Annotated in this window: 17 protein-coding genes; 8 read left to right on the top strand and 9 right to left on the bottom strand. The window is 42.3% G+C overall.

Features of this window, described 5'->3' with window-relative positions:
• Positions 1 to 13 precede the first annotated feature (13 nt).
• The 6 genes from VF06_RS00700 to VF06_RS00730 all read left to right on the top strand — a co-directional run bounded on the left by VF06_RS00700 (position 14) and on the right by VF06_RS00730 (position 5352).
• Positions 14 to 793, top strand: coding sequence for a class II glutamine amidotransferase (locus VF06_RS00700; RefSeq protein WP_099072754.1), 780 nt, complete (start codon positions 14 to 16; stop codon positions 791 to 793).
• Positions 794 to 1484: 691 nt separating this feature from the next.
• Positions 1485 to 2273 (top strand): sulfite exporter TauE/SafE family protein, encoded by a 789-nt coding sequence (locus VF06_RS00710; RefSeq protein WP_244917989.1) that lies wholly within the window; start codon positions 1485 to 1487, stop codon positions 2271 to 2273.
• Positions 2274 to 3180: 907 nt separating this feature from the next.
• Positions 3181 to 3642: a DUF7980 family protein gene (locus VF06_RS00715; RefSeq protein ID WP_099072756.1), complete on the top strand. Its 462-nt coding sequence runs from the start codon at positions 3181 to 3183 to the stop codon at positions 3640 to 3642.
• A gap of 147 nt (positions 3643 to 3789) precedes the next feature.
• Complete coding sequence (locus VF06_RS00720; protein WP_099072757.1) at positions 3790 to 4371, top strand: beta-class carbonic anhydrase; 582 nt, start codon at positions 3790 to 3792, stop codon at positions 4369 to 4371.
• A gap of 139 nt (positions 4372 to 4510) precedes the next feature.
• The gene (locus VF06_RS00725) at positions 4511 to 4912 is read left to right on the top strand and encodes a hypothetical protein (protein ID WP_099072758.1); all 402 of its coding nucleotides are present in this window, start codon (positions 4511 to 4513) and stop codon (positions 4910 to 4912) included.
• Positions 4912 to 5352: an HNH endonuclease gene (locus VF06_RS00730; RefSeq protein WP_099072759.1), complete on the top strand. Its 441-nt coding sequence runs from the start codon at positions 4912 to 4914 to the stop codon at positions 5350 to 5352. The genes VF06_RS00725 and VF06_RS00730 overlap by 1 nt, the downstream gene beginning before the upstream one ends.
• A gap of 108 nt (positions 5353 to 5460) precedes the next feature.
• Here VF06_RS00730 and VF06_RS00735 read toward each other — a convergent pair whose 3' ends face one another.
• The 7 genes from VF06_RS00735 to trxA form a co-directional block, all read right to left on the bottom strand.
• Positions 5461 to 6231: a class I SAM-dependent methyltransferase gene (locus tag VF06_RS00735; protein ID WP_099072760.1), complete on the bottom strand. Its 771-nt coding sequence runs from the start codon at positions 6229 to 6231 to the stop codon at positions 5461 to 5463.
• A gap of 34 nt (positions 6232 to 6265) precedes the next feature.
• The gene (locus tag VF06_RS00740; RefSeq protein ID WP_099072761.1) at positions 6266 to 6955 is read right to left on the bottom strand and encodes an SDR family NAD(P)-dependent oxidoreductase; all 690 of its coding nucleotides are present in this window, start codon (positions 6953 to 6955) and stop codon (positions 6266 to 6268) included.
• Between the two features lie 4 nt (positions 6956 to 6959).
• Positions 6960 to 8342: an MFS transporter gene (locus VF06_RS00745; protein ID WP_257208106.1), complete on the bottom strand. Its 1383-nt coding sequence runs from the start codon at positions 8340 to 8342 to the stop codon at positions 6960 to 6962.
• 22 nt (positions 8343 to 8364) lie between these two features.
• Positions 8365 to 9030, bottom strand: coding sequence for a nitroreductase family protein (locus tag VF06_RS00750; RefSeq protein ID WP_099073335.1), 666 nt, complete (start codon positions 9028 to 9030; stop codon positions 8365 to 8367).
• 169 nt (positions 9031 to 9199) lie between these two features.
• On the bottom strand, positions 9200 to 10309 hold the full coding sequence (locus VF06_RS00755) for an alkene reductase (RefSeq protein WP_099072996.1): 1110 nt from the start codon (positions 10307 to 10309) through the stop codon (positions 9200 to 9202).
• Positions 10310 to 10470: 161 nt separating this feature from the next.
• A complete protein-coding gene (locus VF06_RS00760; RefSeq protein ID WP_099073148.1) occupies positions 10471 to 11265 on the bottom strand; it encodes an SDR family NAD(P)-dependent oxidoreductase in 795 nt (264 codons plus the stop codon).
• Between the two features lie 208 nt (positions 11266 to 11473).
• Positions 11474 to 11806 (bottom strand): thioredoxin, encoded by a 333-nt coding sequence (trxA, locus tag VF06_RS00765; protein WP_099072637.1) that lies wholly within the window; start codon positions 11804 to 11806, stop codon positions 11474 to 11476.
• 80 nt (positions 11807 to 11886) lie between these two features.
• Between trxA and VF06_RS00770 the strand changes: the two genes are divergently transcribed.
• Entirely contained in the window at positions 11887 to 12255 is a 369-nt protein-coding gene (locus tag VF06_RS00770) for an ArsR/SmtB family transcription factor (protein ID WP_099072636.1), read from the top strand.
• A 197-nt stretch (positions 12256 to 12452) separates the two neighbouring features.
• Here VF06_RS00770 and VF06_RS00775 read toward each other — a convergent pair whose 3' ends face one another.
• Both VF06_RS00775 and VF06_RS00780 read right to left on the bottom strand, forming a co-directional pair.
• Positions 12453 to 12689, bottom strand: a complete 237-nt coding sequence (locus VF06_RS00775) for a hypothetical protein (protein WP_099072635.1) — start codon at positions 12687 to 12689, stop codon at positions 12453 to 12455.
• A 79-nt stretch (positions 12690 to 12768) separates the two neighbouring features.
• Complete coding sequence (locus VF06_RS00780) at positions 12769 to 14037, bottom strand: glycosyltransferase (protein WP_099072634.1); 1269 nt, start codon at positions 14035 to 14037, stop codon at positions 12769 to 12771.
• A gap of 125 nt (positions 14038 to 14162) precedes the next feature.
• Between VF06_RS00780 and shc the strand changes: the two genes are divergently transcribed.
• Positions 14163 to 16076, top strand: coding sequence for a squalene--hopene cyclase (shc, locus tag VF06_RS00785; protein WP_099072633.1), 1914 nt, complete (start codon positions 14163 to 14165; stop codon positions 16074 to 16076).
• The last annotated feature ends 998 nt before the right edge of the window (positions 16077 to 17074 follow it).

Below are 17074 nucleotides of genomic sequence, written 5' to 3' on the forward strand. Positions count from 1 at the left end.
AGTTGCAATATGTATGTGCCAATTGCTTGGAATGAATTGCAATGTCCCAACGGATATTTGCTTTTCTTTTGAAGGTTTTTCTGCACGGGGAGGAAAAACGGATCATCATAGTGATGGTTGGGGCATTGCTTTCTTTGAAGGAAAGGGATGTCGGATGTTTTTAGATGCCCAACCTTCTGTTGCTTCTCCAGTGGCGGAATTCGTGCGGAGTTATCCCATCCATTCTACCCATGTCATCGCCCATATCCGCAAAGCTACTCAGGGCGAAGTTGCTTTACATAACTGCCATCCATTCCGGAGAGAGTTGTGGGGTAAGTATTGGGTATTTGCCCATAACGGTAATTTACCAGATTTTCAGCCAGAAAATACAGGTTTTTATCAAGCTGTAGGTGATACCGATAGCGAAAAAGCATTCTGCATGATGTTAGAAAAATTACGAGAATGTTTTCCTCAAGGTGAGCCTTCCATAAAAGAACTCTATTCTGTGCTGCGAGAAATTACCAATGAAATCGCAAAATTCGGTATGTTTAACTATTTACTATCTGATGGAGAACACTTTTTTGCTTATTGTTCAACCAAACTTAGCTATATTGTCCGCCAAGCGCCCTTTGCTGCTGCCCATTTGATTGACCAAGATATGACTGTTGATTTTCGAGAAGTGACTACCGAACGCGATCGCGTCGCCGTCATCGCTACCACTCCTCTAACTGACAATGAAGTTTGGACACAAATCCAACCCGGAGAATTGCTAGTATTTCAGGATGGATTACCGTCGAAATATGCTTCCAGTTAACAGTGGATGTAGGCTCAATACGGTTCGGGGAAAGGGGAAAGGGAAAAGGGGAAAGGGGAAAGGGGAAAGGGAAAAGGGGAAAGGGGAAAGGTTTCAAATACATCAGACCTCTTGCACAAGAGTGCAAAAAGCACTGTTGTGGTCAAAGGGATGCATCTTTATTGGGGAAAGGGAAAATACCAAACATGCACCCCCTTTCCCGACTTCTCTTAGAAGTCTATCCCTTACCCCTTAATTTTTTCCCAGACCACAAGGGAAGTGTATCAATAATTTTGTGAATTTGTATCATACCAAATTAACAGAAAAAGTATTATTTTAAATTTTTTAAAAGGTTTTTAGCCAAGGTTTTTAATCCAAAATCTCAAACTTGTACTGAGTCTGTCGAAATATCTAAAATCCCAAATTGGTATTACCTCTCTCCATTAATCTAATTTGGCTCAACTATTTAATAAAAATAATTTAGAAATTCTCGTATTTTTTTAAAAAATTTATTAAAAAACCGCTAATTTTTACCAATTTTTTAGGATATACCCAACTTTGTTGTTACCAATTTATTTCAGAAATAATACCGATTAAATTGGTATAAAAAATACATTTACAGGATTTTTTTACTGTATTAATATAGTGAAAATCAAGGCTGTCATTTTCATAGCCAAAAAAATGTATTGGCTATTTTCAGCACTTACAAAAAATGTATTGGCAACAACAAAAAATAGTTTTTATGCATGAGAATCAATTAATATTGCTCATAGCAATTTTCTTTGTCACAAGTATTATCAGCGTCATTACAGGAAGCACTTCTTTAATTACCGTTCCTGTAATGTTGCAATTTAGTATTGAACCCCGTACTGCTGTTGCCACTAATATGCTGGCATTAACTTTTATGAGTGTTGGGGGTACGTTGCCTTTTATTGGTAAAAAATTAAATGACTACAATCGCTTGCCAAAAATCATTTTATTAACAATTTTAGGTTCCATTATAGGTGCATTACTTGTTTTAGTGATACCTGCAACAACGATGCCTGCAATTATCTCTATTTTGATGATTATAGTTAGTATATTTTCTATCACAAATCGTCATACTGGAATCATTGCACCAAAAAAGCATCTATCAAAAATCAAGGAAATTGGTGGATATGTAGCAACTTTTTTCCTTGGTGTCTATGGCGGTTTCTTTAGTGGTGGTTATGTCACAATGTTGACAGCAGCTTATGTCAGCTTATTCCAGATGACATTTGTACAAGCGGTAGCAAATACAAAGTTGATTAATATTTTTTCTTCGCTAATTGCTACAATTATTTTCCTAATACAAGGAATAGTAGATTATAAGCTTGGTATTATTCTCAGTATTACTATGTTTATTGGCGGCATTGTCGGCTCAAAAGTTGCCCTTAAACTTAATAATATTTGGTTACGGCGTATATTTCTCACTACTGTAATTGCCCTTGCAATCAAGACGTTATTTGATTTTCTTTCATAGTCAACCAAAATCTATAGGAATCTGGTTAGATCTCTGAAATGATTTGCGTAGTCATACCATTTCTTTGTGAGGCTGCGCCAAATTTTCTTTCTTTCTTTCTTTCTTTCTTTCTTTCTTTCTTTCTTTTTTTGTGTCCTTCTCTGACGAAACGCTGCGCGAATGCGCCCTTTGCGGTTTGTTCCTCATATAGTTTGGCGCATCTTCATACAGAATTGGTATCAGGTAATAGACAATAGGTAAAAGTGTTTCAGAGAATATAGGTGTACGGGGTTATTTTCAAAAATAAAATAAGAGTTCTATAGAACCCATTTGACATCTTTTACTGTATTGAAGTAAAGTGACCGCAAAAGTCGCATCCAGCAGTTATGCCATACTCTAGCAGCCTGACATACGAAGAGTGGATAATCCTCGAACCCTTACGTTTCTACAAATCAACAAATGGCATTAAAAGACATCTAGCGGTTGATACCCTGGAGTTTCCCTTTTTTACTCACTGTACTCAAGCGAATGTATTATTCGGCTGATGCTTAAAAGGCTTGCGGTCTCTTCTTAGATGTCAAATGGGTTCTATATAGTAGTCAGATTTGATTAATGAACTGAACTGTATAGGCGGCAGGCAAGAGGCAATAGGGTTATAAAAGAGTAAAGTGTACGAAATTTTGTTCAAAAATCAAATAGCATTCCTATATTACGTGTTAGGGTTGTTGACTGTTAACCGTCAACAGTCAACAGTCAACAGTCAACACCGATATTGTTCACAACTCAAATAGGATTGCCATAGCAAAGGACTGCATGACTATTCGTGAGTTTTGAGCGCCAACAACCCAAAATGGTATTACTTGTGTACTAGACTAAAGTCTACTTTTTAGTTTAAACTACACTAAATAGGTAGGAATAGTGGGTTTTTATGCAAAGCTTCCCAAAAGTGAGTCAAGAGTTGAGCCTCGAAAACCAGACAATGACTGAGCAGTTAGAGCCAACTATTTCAAAGGACTTCAAAAAAGATATCTTCAAAAAGCTCAGAGGCGGATTTTTTCTAGTACTGGGATATTTATTGTCACCACTATGCTGGTGGAATGACTTACTTTTTAATCTGCCAATAGCTTATGCTTTTGGCTATGGATGCAGTTTACTTTCCCCGAAATTACTTTTACCCTGCTCCATTATAGGGTATTGGCTCTCCAATATTGTGGGAATTCTGTTGATGCAATTTGGTTCTCAGGACATGTTTCAAAAAGAACCCAAAGAGCGTAACCTCAAAAAAGAGTTATTTACTGGTTTAATTTCTTCAACAGTTTATACCTTGTTAATTTTGGTATTGATACAGTTGAAAATTATCGATTCTCCTGTTTTATTCTCCAACGGTTAAGGACTTTTTCTCTCATTTTCTGATTTGGACAAAAGTGGTTGACTGTTAACTGTTGACTGTGAACCATCAACAGTCAACAAGAAAATTAAAAGTTCCTACCTAGATAAAGTTTTCAACCATCCTAAATAGAGACATCAAATAAAAATTATGAGTCAAATTGTAGAAGAAGTTCTATCAGCGAACCGCACCTACGTTGAAAATTTTGGCGATAGAGGCGACCTTACCATACCCCCTGCTCGTCGATTTGCAATTCTCACTTGTATGGATGCTCGACTTGACCCAGCTAAATTTGCTGGGTTGGTGGAGGGAGACGCCCATATAATTCGCAATGCAGGGGGACGGGCCAGTGATGATGCAATTCGCTCTTTGGTAATTTCCTACAAATTACTTGGGACTCGTGAGTGGTTCGTGATTCATCATACAAATTGTGGTATGGAAACCTTCACAGACCAAGTTATTCGGAGTTTACTGGCTAATAGTCTGAAAACTGCAAAGATAGACGACACCGGTTGGTATGATGTTGGTTCTGGAGGCGGTTCCACCGAAGCCGAATTTATTGATTGGTTGACCATTGGCGAACAAGCACAAAGTGTGTATGCAGACGTGAAGCGGATTCGTTTTCACCCATTAGTACCGCCAGAAATTCCGATTTACGGCTACCTTTACGATGTCAAAACTGGCGAATTAATAGAAATTCCCCAAGCTACAGAAGTTGGTCGAGCTATTTAGCTCCCGCTTTTTATTATCGAAAACTGGAGTTGAAAACACCGTCCTCAAGGAGCGGCTTCATTATGATACTAAAACTGTGATATCTCTGTGACAAGGCTAGTTATAATTTAAGCTATGTGCAAATGAGGTCAGGTTTTCTATGACTGCACCTATAGAAATTCGCAAAAAAGCGATCGCTCTGCTAGAACAATTACCGAGAGAATCTTTAGTAAAAGCAGTTGAATTTTTAGAGTACCTTTCTCACGAGGCTTCACAGGTATCAGAAACGCCAAAACCTCAAGCAAGTGAAGCAGCTTTGATTGAAATTATTCAACGCTGTTTACCACCCCAAGAACAAGACAAATTAACTTATTTGCGTCAGCAAAACGAGACTGGAGAAATTACACAAACAGAGCATCAGGAACTACTGATGTACATTGAACGCGTCGAACAACAAGATGCCAAACGCGCAGAAGCATTGATTCAACTGGCTCAACTTCGCAATGTTGATTTGAAAGTGCTGATTAATGAGTTTTTACCTACACACATTTATGTAACCTGATGTCGGAGCGAGTCCCAGAATCAATTAGGCGTGTTGTTGCTGCTCGTGCCCGTGGTTACTGCGAGTATTGTTATTGTTCGGAGCAATTTGCTACACAGAGCTTTACAATTGAACATATAAAACCTCGGCAAGCAGGTGGTGAAACGATTTTAGAAAACCTTGCCTGGAGTTGCTTTGGCTGTAATGGTTATAAACATGCTAAAACACAGGCAATCGATCCAGAAACGCTAGAAAAAATAGAACTGTATAATCCTCGGCTGCAAGTTTGGAGCGAGCATTTTAACTGGAGTGATGATTTTACACAGGTAATCGGTAAAACACCTTGTGGTCGAGCAACGGTTGAAGCCCTGCGTTTAAATCGCTCTGGTGTTGTCAACTTACGTCGTTTGTTGTTTGGCGCAAATCTGCATCCACCAGCGAACATGGAAGGTGATGATTAGTTATCATTTTTGGTGTTTTGGTTTTTGAGTATTTGTTATGCCAAAAAATTAGTAACAAGAAGATGCTTAAACTTAACAAGCAAATGTCTATACCAGTTGTAATTATAACTACGGTTGTGGTGATTTAGCGATCGCCGCCCACACCCGATGATGGACTTGCAAAATAGGTGTGGGATATTTTGTTTCTAGTAATTGTGCCAATTCTTGGTCAAATTTTTCTACCTTTTCTGGTGTCAAACTTGCTCCCACACCAGCACTAGCACGAATTCGCCCCCGCCAATCTTCATGTGTATAAGATACAAACACGTCATAGGAAAATGTGCGGATATCTCGAAATCCGCCTTCTCCAATGTCTTGTAACCACTGGGGATACAATCCATTACCACCGGCGAGATTCCACGCCGGATTATGAGCTTGAATCAGTTGTTCTGTTGCTTCAACGACATTACCTTTTAAAGGTATCCAATCAAAATGAGCGATGGCAATTAAACCATTCGCCCTTAATATCCTGGTAATTTCCTTAACAGCCCGCGGACGGTCAAACCAATGCCAACATTGTCCCGCAGTGACCACATCAGCACTGGCATCTGGTAATTCAGTATTTTCAGCACTAGCAACTCGATAATCTACTTTGATTTGGGCAGAATCACTTAGCTGTTTGGCTTGTTCTAGAAGTGAAACTGATGGGTCAATGCCGATCGCATAAGCACCTCTCTTAGCAAAACCCCGTGCTAGTGTTCCTGTTCCTGTGCCCAAGTCAACGATGTTCTGTCCTGGCAAACCTATGCCATATTCAGACAGTTTGTTAAATAATGAACTGGGGAAACCAGCACGGTGTTTTGCGTAATCAACAGCAGTTGCACCAAAATCAATTTTCATACGTTCAAAACTATTTTTGTAACAATTGCCTTGGCTAGAAGTTCTCTACCCACGGACGTAGTTCCACTTCCCATGTCCAAGCACTCCGAGGTTGGCGGAGGATATTAAGGTAAGTTTGGGCGATCGCATCCGGATCGAGAGTGCTATCAGTATTATCTACTGGATCTGGCCGGACTGCCGAGCGAATTCCCCCATCAATGATGAAATGTGCCACATGGATATTCTTTGGTGCTAGTTCCTTGGCAATGCTTTGGGCTAAACCCCGCAGTGCAAACTTGCCCATTGCAAAGGGAGCAGCCTGAGGAAAAGCCTTAACACTTGCTGTGGCTCCAGTAAAGAAGATCGCACCACCCCCCTGCTGTAACATCCGTTTAGCAGCAGCTTGGGCAACCAAAAAGCCACCGTAGGCAGTCACTTCTAGAGTTTTTGCCACCCCATCAGGATCTAGCTCAACCAAAGGCCCCCGCACCCGGAAACTAGGGTTATAAACCACAATATTTGGGGAACCTAACTGATTTTCAACATCAATAAATAATTTTTCCACTTCATTTGGTTTTGAGGCATCTGCGGCAAAACTCAGCGCCCCAATTTCATGAGTTAGCTGAGTAAGTTTTTCTATTTGGCGAGCAGCTAAAGCCACGCTTATTCCTTCTTGGGCAAATAAACGAGCTAAAGAAGCACTTAGTCCGCTACCCGCTCCCACTATCAATGCTGTTGTTGCCATGATTTCAAGTTTCCTGTTTTAATAGCTGTGAGTTTCCTTTACTGGGAGTTTGACCAATCCGCAGTACGCAAACTGCGGCAATCAAGCATAAAACACCCGATAAAATAAACGCCTGGAAATAACTGCCCATCCAAGTTCTTAACACCCCAGCGCCGAATGCTGCTGTGGCTGCACCAATTTGATGTCCTGCGACAATCCAACCAAACATCACGCCGACGTTTTCTTTACCGAAGGCATTAGCAACAAGACGCACCGTTGGCGGTACGGTGGCAATCCAATCAAGTCCATAGAAGACGGCGAACACAGAAAGCCCATAGAAGGAAAAATTGAAACTAAAGGGCAAGAAAATCAAAGACAAACCCCGTAGTCCGTAGTACCAACACAATAAGTAGCGATTATTCCAGCGGTCAGATAGCCAGCCAGAAATAGTTGTTCCTAGAAAATCAAATAGACCCATGATTGCCAAAAGACCAGCGGCCTTGACTTCTGGAATACCACGATCGATACAAGCAGGAATCAGATGAGTACCAATTAATCCATTTGTACTTGCACCGCAGATAAAAAAGCTACCAAATAACAGCCAAAAGTCGCGGTTACCCATTCCCAGCCAAAGGGCGTTAAAAGTAGAGGCGATGGAATTGGCTTTAGGCTGTGGCAGTTCTCCAGTTTCGCTCTTGTCGCCAAAGGGACGCAAACCGACTTCCGCCGGTCGATCGCGCATAAAAATAGCGATCGCTGGAATAATTAAAAGTGCTGCACTAGTAAGAACTAAAGCCCCAGCCCGCCAGCCAAAGCGATGGGTAATGGCAGATAGTATCGGTAAAAACACTAGTTGTCCGGTAGCTGTACTCGCAGTCAGGATACCAAGAATTAAACCCCGTCTTTCAAGGAACCAGCGATTGACAACAATTGCACCCAGAACTAAAGCGATAACTCCGCTACCACAACCGACAACTATGCCCCAGAGCAAAATTAACTGCCAAGGCGCTGACATCAAAGTAGTTAAACCAACACCGATTGCGATGGCAGCCAGGGAAAACACCATCATCCAACGAATGCCGATCTGTTCCATAACAGTGGCAGCAAAGGGGCCGATTAGTCCGTAAAGTACCAAGTTCAGCGAGATTGCCAAAGATATAGTAGCTCTACTCCAGCCGAACTCCTGTTCAAAAGGGACTATAAAAACTCCAGGAGCAGACCGAATTGCAGCTCCCACCAACAAAGCAAGGAATGTTAAACCAGCGACGAAAAAGCCATAGTGGAATGAACGACGTGCGAGGAAGGAGGGTATGGGCATGGGGCAGGGGGCATGGGGGGCAGAGGGGCAGAGGGGCGGGGGAGCAGGGGTAGACAAGGGGGAGAGAAAGATTGCTACCTTGTCCCCCATGCCCTATGCCCTATGCCCAAGATTAACCGTGATATGGGTTACCGATTCTGTCTACAGAGACGTTGTAGGAAAATGGTAAACGGCCGGGATTTAAGCGTGGTTCTGCGGCATAGCCTACGGGAACTAAAACGGCGATCGCTAAATCTTGATTATCCGCAGCACCAATCACTTCTTTGACTTTCTCTTCTATCCAACCGTTCATAAAGCAAGTTGATAATCCCAGGCTTTCTGCTGCTAACACCAAATGGGTAGCGGCAATAATCGCATCTTTGATGGCATATTCCCGTCGTTTGTCGCCTAACCCAGCTTGGAATTGGGGAATGGCATTTTTAAAGTATTCTACGGTCTTGTCATTCCATGCTCCAGTCTGGAGTCCCTGGTTAAGAATTGGGGTCAAGTCTTGTTCCCCGGCGTTGGGATTGGCAGCAAAAATAAATGTTACAGGTGCTTGAACAATTTGCTGTTGATTCCAAGATGCTGCTGCTAGCGCCGCTTTTTGTGCCTCATCTTGCACAAGAATAATTTGCCAGTCCTGGATATTAAAACTGCTCGGTGCTGCCACAGTTAACTCTACCAATTGTTTGAGCAATTCTGGAGTAATGGGGTCTGATTTAAAAGTTTTGATTGAACGACGTTGAGCGATGGCTGTTGGTACATCCAAAGGCTGGATTTGGGTGACTGGACTCATGAGATTCTCCTGATAGTTAAGTACAACAATTTGGGATTTTCGATTTTTGATTTTAAATTCTTTCCACACGCCTTGCCCAAAGCAGACAAAATATAAATATCCTGAGTCTGCGATGTTTTTCAAGTTTGGATGCAAGAAATTTAAATCCAAAATCTAAAATCTAAAATTCTTAGTTTGCTACTGCTTCGTTAGCAGCTGACCAAAATGGATAATCTGTATATCCCTTTTCATCACCACCATAAAATGTGGCTTGATTGGGTTCATTTAATGGTGCATTCAAAGCCAAACGTCGAGGTAAATCTGGATTTGAGATGAATAATGTACCAAAGGCAACTAAATCGGCTGCTTTATTGGCAATTACAGCATTGCCTTTTTCACGAGTATAACCGCCATTGACAATCAGTGTATTTGTAAAGCGATCGCGTATGTGACTAGTAGGCACAACAACCGCACCATGTCTGATATCTGCGTCTATTGCTTCAAAAATATGCAGATATGCCAAATTAAACTGATTCAGTGCTTGAGCCGCATAGCCAAATGTCTCTAGGGGATTGGAGTCGCGTATATCGTTAAACGTCCCACTAGGCGAAAAACGTACTCCCACTCGCTGAGAATCCCACACACTAGTTACGGCCTCTGTCACCTCCAACAAAAATCGAGTCCGATTTTCAATGGAACCTCCATATTTATCTGTACGCTGATTGGTGCTATCCCGGAGAAATTGATCGATTAAATAACCGTTAGCTGCATGAATTTCCACCCCATCAAACCCAGCCGCCAAGGCATTTGCAGCTGCTTGACGATATTTTTCTACTATCTGCGGTATTTCTGAAGTTTCTAAAGCACGCGGAGTCACAAACGGCTTCGGCCCCTCAAAAGTTGAAGCCTCACCTTTAGCAGCAATGGCAGAAGGCGCTAGAGGTAAAGCTCCATCCGGTTGCAAGTCTGGGTGGGAAATCCTGCCTACATGCCATAGTTGCAGAAAAATTCTTCCTTGTTGCTGATGCACAGCATCAGTTACTAACTTCCAGCCCTCCACCTGTTCTGGGGAATGAATTCCTGGTGTAAGCGGATAGCCTTGTCCTTGTGGGCTTACCTGTGTTGCTTCAGAAATAATCAATCCCGCCGAAGCACGTTGAGTGTAATACGTAGCATTCAGTTGGTGTGGCACATTTCCCTCACCCGCCCGATTTCGGGTTAACGGTGCCATCACTATCCGATTCGGTAATTCCAGATTCCCTAATTGATAAGGAGAAAATAAATTAATATCAGCACTCATTGGTTATAGCTCCGAATTGTTATTAGTTATTGGGCATTGGGCATTGGGCATTGGGCATCGGGCATCGGGCATTGGGCATTGGGCATTGGGCATTGGGCTCTCCTTGTCTACCCCCTCTCCCCTGCCCCTCTGCCCCTCTGCCCCCTGCCCCATGCCCCACACTAAACAATCGACCGAATCACACCACCGTCTACCCGCAAAGCTGCACCATTGGTTGCTGAAGCTAGGGGACTCGATAGGTAAACTACCATCGCTGCTACTTCTTCATTTGTTTCAAAGCGTTTAATTAGCGAACTTGGACGCACATTTTGGAAAAATTCCGCCTCAACTTCGGCTGGAGTAGTACGACGTTCTTGCGCTAGGTTGGAAATAAAGTCTTCAACGCCTTCTGAACGAGTCGGCCCTGGTAAGACTGAATTCACTGTGACTCCAGTCCCAACGGTCATTTCTGCTAAACCCCGTGCAATGGCAAGCTGGGCTGTTTTAGTTGTGCCATAGTGAATCATTTCCACAGGAATTTGAATGGCAGATTCACTAGAGATAAAAATTATCCTCCCCCAGTTTTGGTCTAACTGCTTTTGGAGATATTGCCGACTCAAACGAATTCCACTGAGTACATTGACTTCAAATACTTTTAACCAGTCTTCATCACTGATGTTAAAGAAGGTCTTTGGTTCGTAAATACCCAGATTGTTAATTAAGATATCAACTTGGGGAACTTCTTGAAAAAGTTTTTCTACTCCTGCTTTTGTACCTGCATCAGCAACGACGCCAGAAACTTTTGCTTTTGGAATACTTTGCTGAATTTTAGCGATCGCCTGTGCTACCCTTTCCTCAGACCGACCGTTGACAATCACTGATGCACCCTCTTGAGCTAAACCTTGGGCTATGGCAAAGCCAATGCCCGCAGTTGAGGCAGTTACCAGTGCGGATTTACCATACAATTTTAAGTCCATTTGCCTCTTTCTCTACTTATTTGCTCTGGGAATGGAGATGTAGCTTTAGCTTCTCTTTTAGAGACGCTAGCGCGAACCCGCAGGGCGGGAGATGGCGCACAGAGCAGGGGAAAAGGTGAAAGGGAAAAGGGAAAAGGTAAGGTTTATTACCTTTGCCCCTTGCCCTTTGCCCTTTGCCCCTTGCCTTTTGCCCCATGCCCCATCCCCTTTACCTAGATTCCAAATGCTGTGCTAAGGTCTTATTTAATGTGGTTTTCGGAACTGCCCCCACGACAGTATCGACTTGCCGACCCTCTTTGAAAACCATCAGTGTCGGAATGCTCCGAATCCCATAATGGCTGGCGACAGTAGGGTTTTGATCTGTGTTCAGTTTCACTACTTTCACCTGTCCTTCATATTCAGCTGCAACTTCGTCTACAACCGGAGCCAGCATCCGACAAGGGCCGCACCACGGTGCCCAAAAGTCCACTAATACTGGAACTGCACTTTCCAAAACTTCTTGCTTGAATGTGGCTTCTGTGACATTTGTAATGGATGACATAAATTGCCTTCCTGATTAATTCTATAATTCGATAATATCGAATAATGAAAATATATGCTACTTTATGAGATAATGCAAGTATGAGATTCCTTTATCATCCAGATAGAAAAAATATTTCGTTGCCGGGCGTATTGTATGCATTGGGCGACCCGGTGCGGTTAGAGATTGTGCGGCTGTTGGCGAGTGAGGGCGAACAATGCTGTGCCAGGTTTGATTTTGCGATCGCCAAGTCTACCATGTCCAATCACTTTAAAATTTTACGCGAATCAGGGGTAGTATTTACGCGTAAAGAAGGGACACAGCACATTAATATGCTGCGGCGTGAAGATTTAGAGATGTTGTTTCCAGGTTTGCTCGATGCGGTGTTGAAAGCCGCTCAACCATTGTCCGTTGACTCCAGCAGTAGCAAACAAACAGCCTCCAGTACAAGTAGGAGGCTGGGCTGGTGATACTCAAGATGCGAGAGTCAATTGTTATCTATTTAAGAATCTTCTCGTTTTTCTATCATCCTTACTCCGGCGATATTCTTCAAACTCAAATGCAAGAAGGGTTCCGCCACAAAAGTAGGCAGAACCCTTCATAAATATGTCAGAATCCAAGCATTTAAGAAGTGTAAGAATTTTGTTATGGTGTTCTAACTTGAACGTCATAAACAAACTTGCAACCAGGATTTATACTGTCTGGCGAGTTCCTTAAGAAAATTCAGTTCTTCACCCTCAAGATTATTAAATAGATTGTGATATTGCCAGCCACGCTCGTAGCGGCTCAACATTTCTTCTGGAGTAAACCGATATACATCAGCAGTTTGCCAACAAATTGACTCCAAAAAAGGCAGCTTTTTGGGGACAAAAATAGTATTATTTTTTGGTGTTGCGGTTGTCATAACTCTTTTAATCAACCACTTTCCTCTGACTCTAATTCTAGATTAGCATTACCAATTTTGAAATTAAATTTTATTCCAACTATAAATTATTTGTGTTGGGATATACTCTTCCTTTCCAACTACCACCGCGTCCTTGCCAGTGACGGAGTGCAGAATCTAAAGTCATCAAGGTATAGAGAAAAGCGATCGCTGGTAAACTAAAGGCGAACCAAAAAGAACATTTATAAAAGCGAATTGTCGGATAGTAAGCTAAGGTCATTAATAACCAAGCGAATAAACCTGTAAATAAGATTCCCCAATTACGCCAAACTACACCCAACATCACACCTATAGGTGGAACTAAATAAATTAAGGTCATTCCTACCAAAGTTCCCAATAACAATAACGGAGAATAATTCAATTGGGTATAGGCAGTACGAGCAACCATATCCCAAATCGTCGCCAGGGAATTATAAGGACGCAAACTGTGAGTTAAAGTACTCAATCCTAGCCAGATACGTCCTCTTGGGGAAGACACGGAGATGGGGAGACGGGGGGATGCGGGGAATGAAAATATCTTTGCGTCAGAGCGTCCCCATATCCTTGCGTCCTCTTCTACACCACTCTTCTTCACCGCCGCAGCCAAGGCGCAATCATCTATTAAAGCTTGGCGAATCGCTTGAATACCGCCGATTCGCTCTAAAGCTTCTCGGCGTATTAGGATAGAACCACCAGCAGCTGCGGCTGTGGGATTTTTAGGATTATTCACCCAGCGGAAGGGATAGAGTTTTTGGAAGAAAAAAACGAAAGCGGGAATCAATAGTTTTTCCCAATAACTTTGACACCGGAGTCGCACCATTACTGAAACTAAATCTAAATTTTCCTGCTCAGCTTTAGCAACGAGTCGGCAAAGACTATTCACGTCATGTTCGATATCTGCATCGGTAAGGAAATAATAGTCTGGTGTCAATTTAGTAGCATTCTTGATACCTTGCTCAACTGCCCAAAGTTTCCCCGACCAACCAGGAGGTAGCGGTTCTCCAGAAATGATATGTAATTGCTGTGATTTATCTAGGGCGTAGGCGACTCCTTCGGCGAAATTTGCTGTACCGTCTGTGCTGCGATCGTCTACTAAAAACACTTCTAAAGAACCAGGATAATCTTGGAGTAAGAGCGATCGCAAGCTAATTGGTAGTAATTCAGCTTCGTTACGCGCAGGAATCACAGCACAAACTCTAGGTAAAGACGTTGTATGTAACTTCTCTACTTCTAGTTGTTGGTCTAAGAGCCAAAACTGCCCCCGAAAACACAGTAATCCTAACCAAATTATTATGGATAAAACCACCAATGCTAATAAAATTACACCCATAACCTATTGCAAATTCTCAGTGACTCAAGACAGAATACTATGTCTACTGATAGAGGATAATAATTTTTTCACCTGCATTGCCGTGTTGTTAACTAGTGTTGAGTGTTGAGGTTGAACGGTTTTTGATGCAAACACAAGACAGGGTAAAAGTCAAGGAAGTAGCCCAAGCGATCGCAGCTAGCCAAGAATATCTGCTTTCAATACAAAATCCGGCGGGTTATTGGTGGGCAGAGTTGGAATCTAATGTCACCATCACCGCCGAAGTGGTGCTTTTGCATAAGATTTGGGGAACAGACAAAGCAAGACCTTTGCACAAAGTTGCAGCCTACCTGCGTCAAGAACAACGCGAACATGGCGGCTGGGAACTTTTCTATGGTGATGGCGGAGAACTTAGCACCTCAGTTGAAGCTTACATGGCGCTGAGATTATTGGGTGTGCCAGTAAGCGATCCGGCCCTGGTGCGGGCGCGCCAGTTTATTCTCGAACGGGGTGGTATTAGCAAAACTCGGATTTTTACCAAGTTGCACCTAGCTTTAATTGGCTGCTACAACTGGCGCGGTATTCCCTCGTTACCACCTTGGATAATGCTGTTACCTGAAGCTTTCCCAGTGAATATTTACGAGATGTCTAGTTGGGCGCGTTCTAGCACTGTACCGTTGTTGATTGTGTGCGATCGCAAACCGATTTTTCTCGCTGACCAAGGTATCAACCTAGATGAACTATACGTTGAAGGTGTGGAGCGAGTCCAGTGGGGATTACCCAAAAATAACGATTGGACAGATTTATTCCTCGCCTTGGATGATGGCTTCAAGTTGGCAGAACGTCTCAATTTAGTCCCCTTTCGGGAAGAAGGCATCAAAGCCGCCGAAAAGTGGGTTTTGGAACGGCAAGAAGTTACAGGGGACTGGGGCGGCATTATTCCGGCGATGCTGAATTCTATGTTGGCTTTGCGGTGTTTGGATTATGACCAAAACGACCCCATTGTGGAACGAGGGCTGCAAGCAATTGACAACTTTGCCATTGAAACAAAGGACTACTACCGGGTACAGCCTTGTATTTCACCTATTTGGGACACGGCTTGGGCGATACGTGCTTTGGTAGATTCTGGTTTGACAGCAGATCATCCGGCTGTGGTTAGGGCTGGGGAATGGTTATTGCAAAAGCAAATTTTGGATTATGGAGATTGGGTTGTCAAAAATCGCCAGGGAAAACCAGGGGCTTGGGCCTTTGAGTTTGACAATCGCTTTTATCCCGATGTCGATGACTCGGCTGTGGTGGTGATGGCGCTGCATCAAGCAAAACTGCCCAATGAAAAAATCAAGCAAGCTGCCATCGCCCGTGCCTTAAAATGGATTGCAACTATGCAGTGTAAACCAGGTGGTTGGGCTGCTTTTGATTTAGACAACGACCAAGATTGGCTGAACTCCATTCCCTATGGAGACTTGAAAGCGATGATTGACCCAAACACCGCAGATGTCACCGCTAGGGTAGTAGAAATGCTTGGTGCTTGTAATTTGTCAATTGAACCGCATAACCTACAACGGGCACTGACTTATCTTTTGAACGAACAAGAAACAGAAGGTTGTTGGTTTGGTCGTTGGGGTGTCAATTACATCTATGGCACTAGTGGAGTTTTATCAGCTCTAGCGTTGATTGGCCCTGAAAAATATAAACTCAATATAGAACGCGGGGCTGCTTGGTTATTGGGATGTCAAAATGCAGATGGTGGTTGGGGCGAAACTTGTCGCACTTACAACGATCCCAGTCTCAAAGGACAAGGACGCAGTACTGCATCTCAAACGGCTTGGGCTTTAATTGGCTTATTAGCAGCAGGTGAAGCAACTGGTAAATTAGCCCTTGAAGCCATAGAACGGGGAATTAACTATTTGGTGACAACTCAGCAACCGGATGGTACTTGGTTTGAGGCAGACTTCACTGGTACAGGCTTTCCTTGCCATTTTTATCTCAAATATCACATGTATCAACAATACTTTCCTTTAATTGCGCTAGGACGCTATCGAAGGATGATAGATGATTAGACTTCTCTTATAAGTCGGGAAAAGGGGAAAGGGAAAAGGGGAAAGGTTTGGTATTTTCCCTTTCCCCAATAAAGATGCTTCCCTTTTCCCACAAGAGTGCAAAAAGCACTTTTGCAAGTCGTCTATTGATGAGTGTTGATTGATGACTGTTGACGGTTGATAGTTGACATTAAGAGGGCAGAGGGCTTTTATGAAATTCCCATAAATAAATTTAGGGGATTTAACAAGGACATCGTATTTTTTGCGCTGCGCGTCTCGAAATACATTTTCGACTTTTGTTCATAAATGAATTTAGGGGCTTGTGACCATTTTGGCAGAGGACAAAAATTGCATTTTTGACCTTCTGCCTTTCTTTGGTCACAGTTGATGCTTAATCAATTCGGCTTGACGATAACACTTCAACTTAATTTGCGGTAAATTCTGTGAGTAATGTATTGATTCAAATATACATTATTGTATCAAATTAGAAGTAGAAAATGAACCTCAGAGTTTATGGCGATCGCTGATATTAAATTCCTTAAAAGCTGACCTACATTGATTTCTAGCTGTAATACTTTTAAGAAGTATGCTCAACTCTAGTAAATTATTTACATTTGGAGCTTGATGGGAATGTAATGTAGTATTTTGTGTAAAAAAATGGTGGAATAATCAATGTTAAAAGTTTGACTATCTTATTCATGTCTTAATTAATATTCCGATATTTTAGTGGTGAATAAAAAACTATAAAAAAGCAGAAGATTAATCTAAAATCAACATATTTAAACCAACCAAAAGGCAGATTAAATTAGCTATAATTGCCTTTAGCATATTGAATACAAAACAAAGGGCGTTACGACTTTAGGGTGCAACTAACACAAGGACATAGATAATCACAGGGTAAAAGTTTTAGTTTTTACTCTGTGTTTATTTGTTTATACCAAGGTGTAAACAAATCGAAATGTGGATTATAGCAGCTTCAAGTAGGTTATCCCAATTGGAAAAAAGAATGCTACAAATAC

The organism is Nostoc linckia z4 (assembly GCF_002608075.1).
GTDB lineage: Bacteria > Cyanobacteriota > Cyanobacteriia > Cyanobacteriales > Nostocaceae > Nostoc > Nostoc linckia.

Excerpts from the sequence above, each read along its gene's own strand:
- VF06_RS00760 (WP_099073148.1), bottom strand. The coding sequence starts at position 11,265 with ATGGACTTAAAATTGTATGGTAAATCCGCACTGGTAACTGCCTCAACT.
- VF06_RS00715 (WP_099072756.1), top strand. The coding sequence starts at position 3,181 with ATGCAAAGCTTCCCAAAAGTGAGTCAAGAGTTGAGCCTCGAAAACCAG.
- VF06_RS00700 (WP_099072754.1), top strand. The coding sequence starts at position 14 with ATGTGCCAATTGCTTGGAATGAATTGCAATGTCCCAACGGATATTTGC.
- VF06_RS00725 (WP_099072758.1), top strand. The coding sequence starts at position 4,511 with ATGACTGCACCTATAGAAATTCGCAAAAAAGCGATCGCTCTGCTAGAA.
- VF06_RS00740 (WP_099072761.1), bottom strand. The coding sequence starts at position 6,955 with ATGGCAACAACAGCATTGATAGTGGGAGCGGGTAGCGGACTAAGTGCT.
- VF06_RS00735 (WP_099072760.1), bottom strand. The coding sequence starts at position 6,231 with ATGAAAATTGATTTTGGTGCAACTGCTGTTGATTACGCAAAACACCGT.
- VF06_RS00770 (WP_099072636.1), top strand. The coding sequence starts at position 11,887 with ATGAGATTCCTTTATCATCCAGATAGAAAAAATATTTCGTTGCCGGGC.
- VF06_RS00720 (WP_099072757.1), top strand. The coding sequence starts at position 3,790 with ATGAGTCAAATTGTAGAAGAAGTTCTATCAGCGAACCGCACCTACGTT.
- VF06_RS00750 (WP_099073335.1), bottom strand. The coding sequence starts at position 9,030 with ATGAGTCCAGTCACCCAAATCCAGCCTTTGGATGTACCAACAGCCATC.
- VF06_RS00745 (WP_257208106.1), bottom strand. The coding sequence starts at position 8,342 with ATGGGGGACAAGGTAGCAATCTTTCTCTCCCCCTTGTCTACCCCTGCT.
- VF06_RS00775 (WP_099072635.1), bottom strand. The coding sequence starts at position 12,689 with ATGACAACCGCAACACCAAAAAATAATACTATTTTTGTCCCCAAAAAG.
- VF06_RS00710 (WP_244917989.1), top strand. The coding sequence starts at position 1,485 with ATGTATTGGCAACAACAAAAAATAGTTTTTATGCATGAGAATCAATTA.
- trxA (WP_099072637.1), bottom strand. The coding sequence starts at position 11,806 with ATGTCATCCATTACAAATGTCACAGAAGCCACATTCAAGCAAGAAGTT.
- VF06_RS00755 (WP_099072996.1), bottom strand. The coding sequence starts at position 10,309 with ATGAGTGCTGATATTAATTTATTTTCTCCTTATCAATTAGGGAATCTG.
- VF06_RS00730 (WP_099072759.1), top strand. The coding sequence starts at position 4,912 with ATGTCGGAGCGAGTCCCAGAATCAATTAGGCGTGTTGTTGCTGCTCGT.
- shc (WP_099072633.1), top strand. The coding sequence starts at position 14,163 with ATGCAAACACAAGACAGGGTAAAAGTCAAGGAAGTAGCCCAAGCGATC.
- VF06_RS00780 (WP_099072634.1), bottom strand. The coding sequence starts at position 14,037 with ATGGGTGTAATTTTATTAGCATTGGTGGTTTTATCCATAATAATTTGG.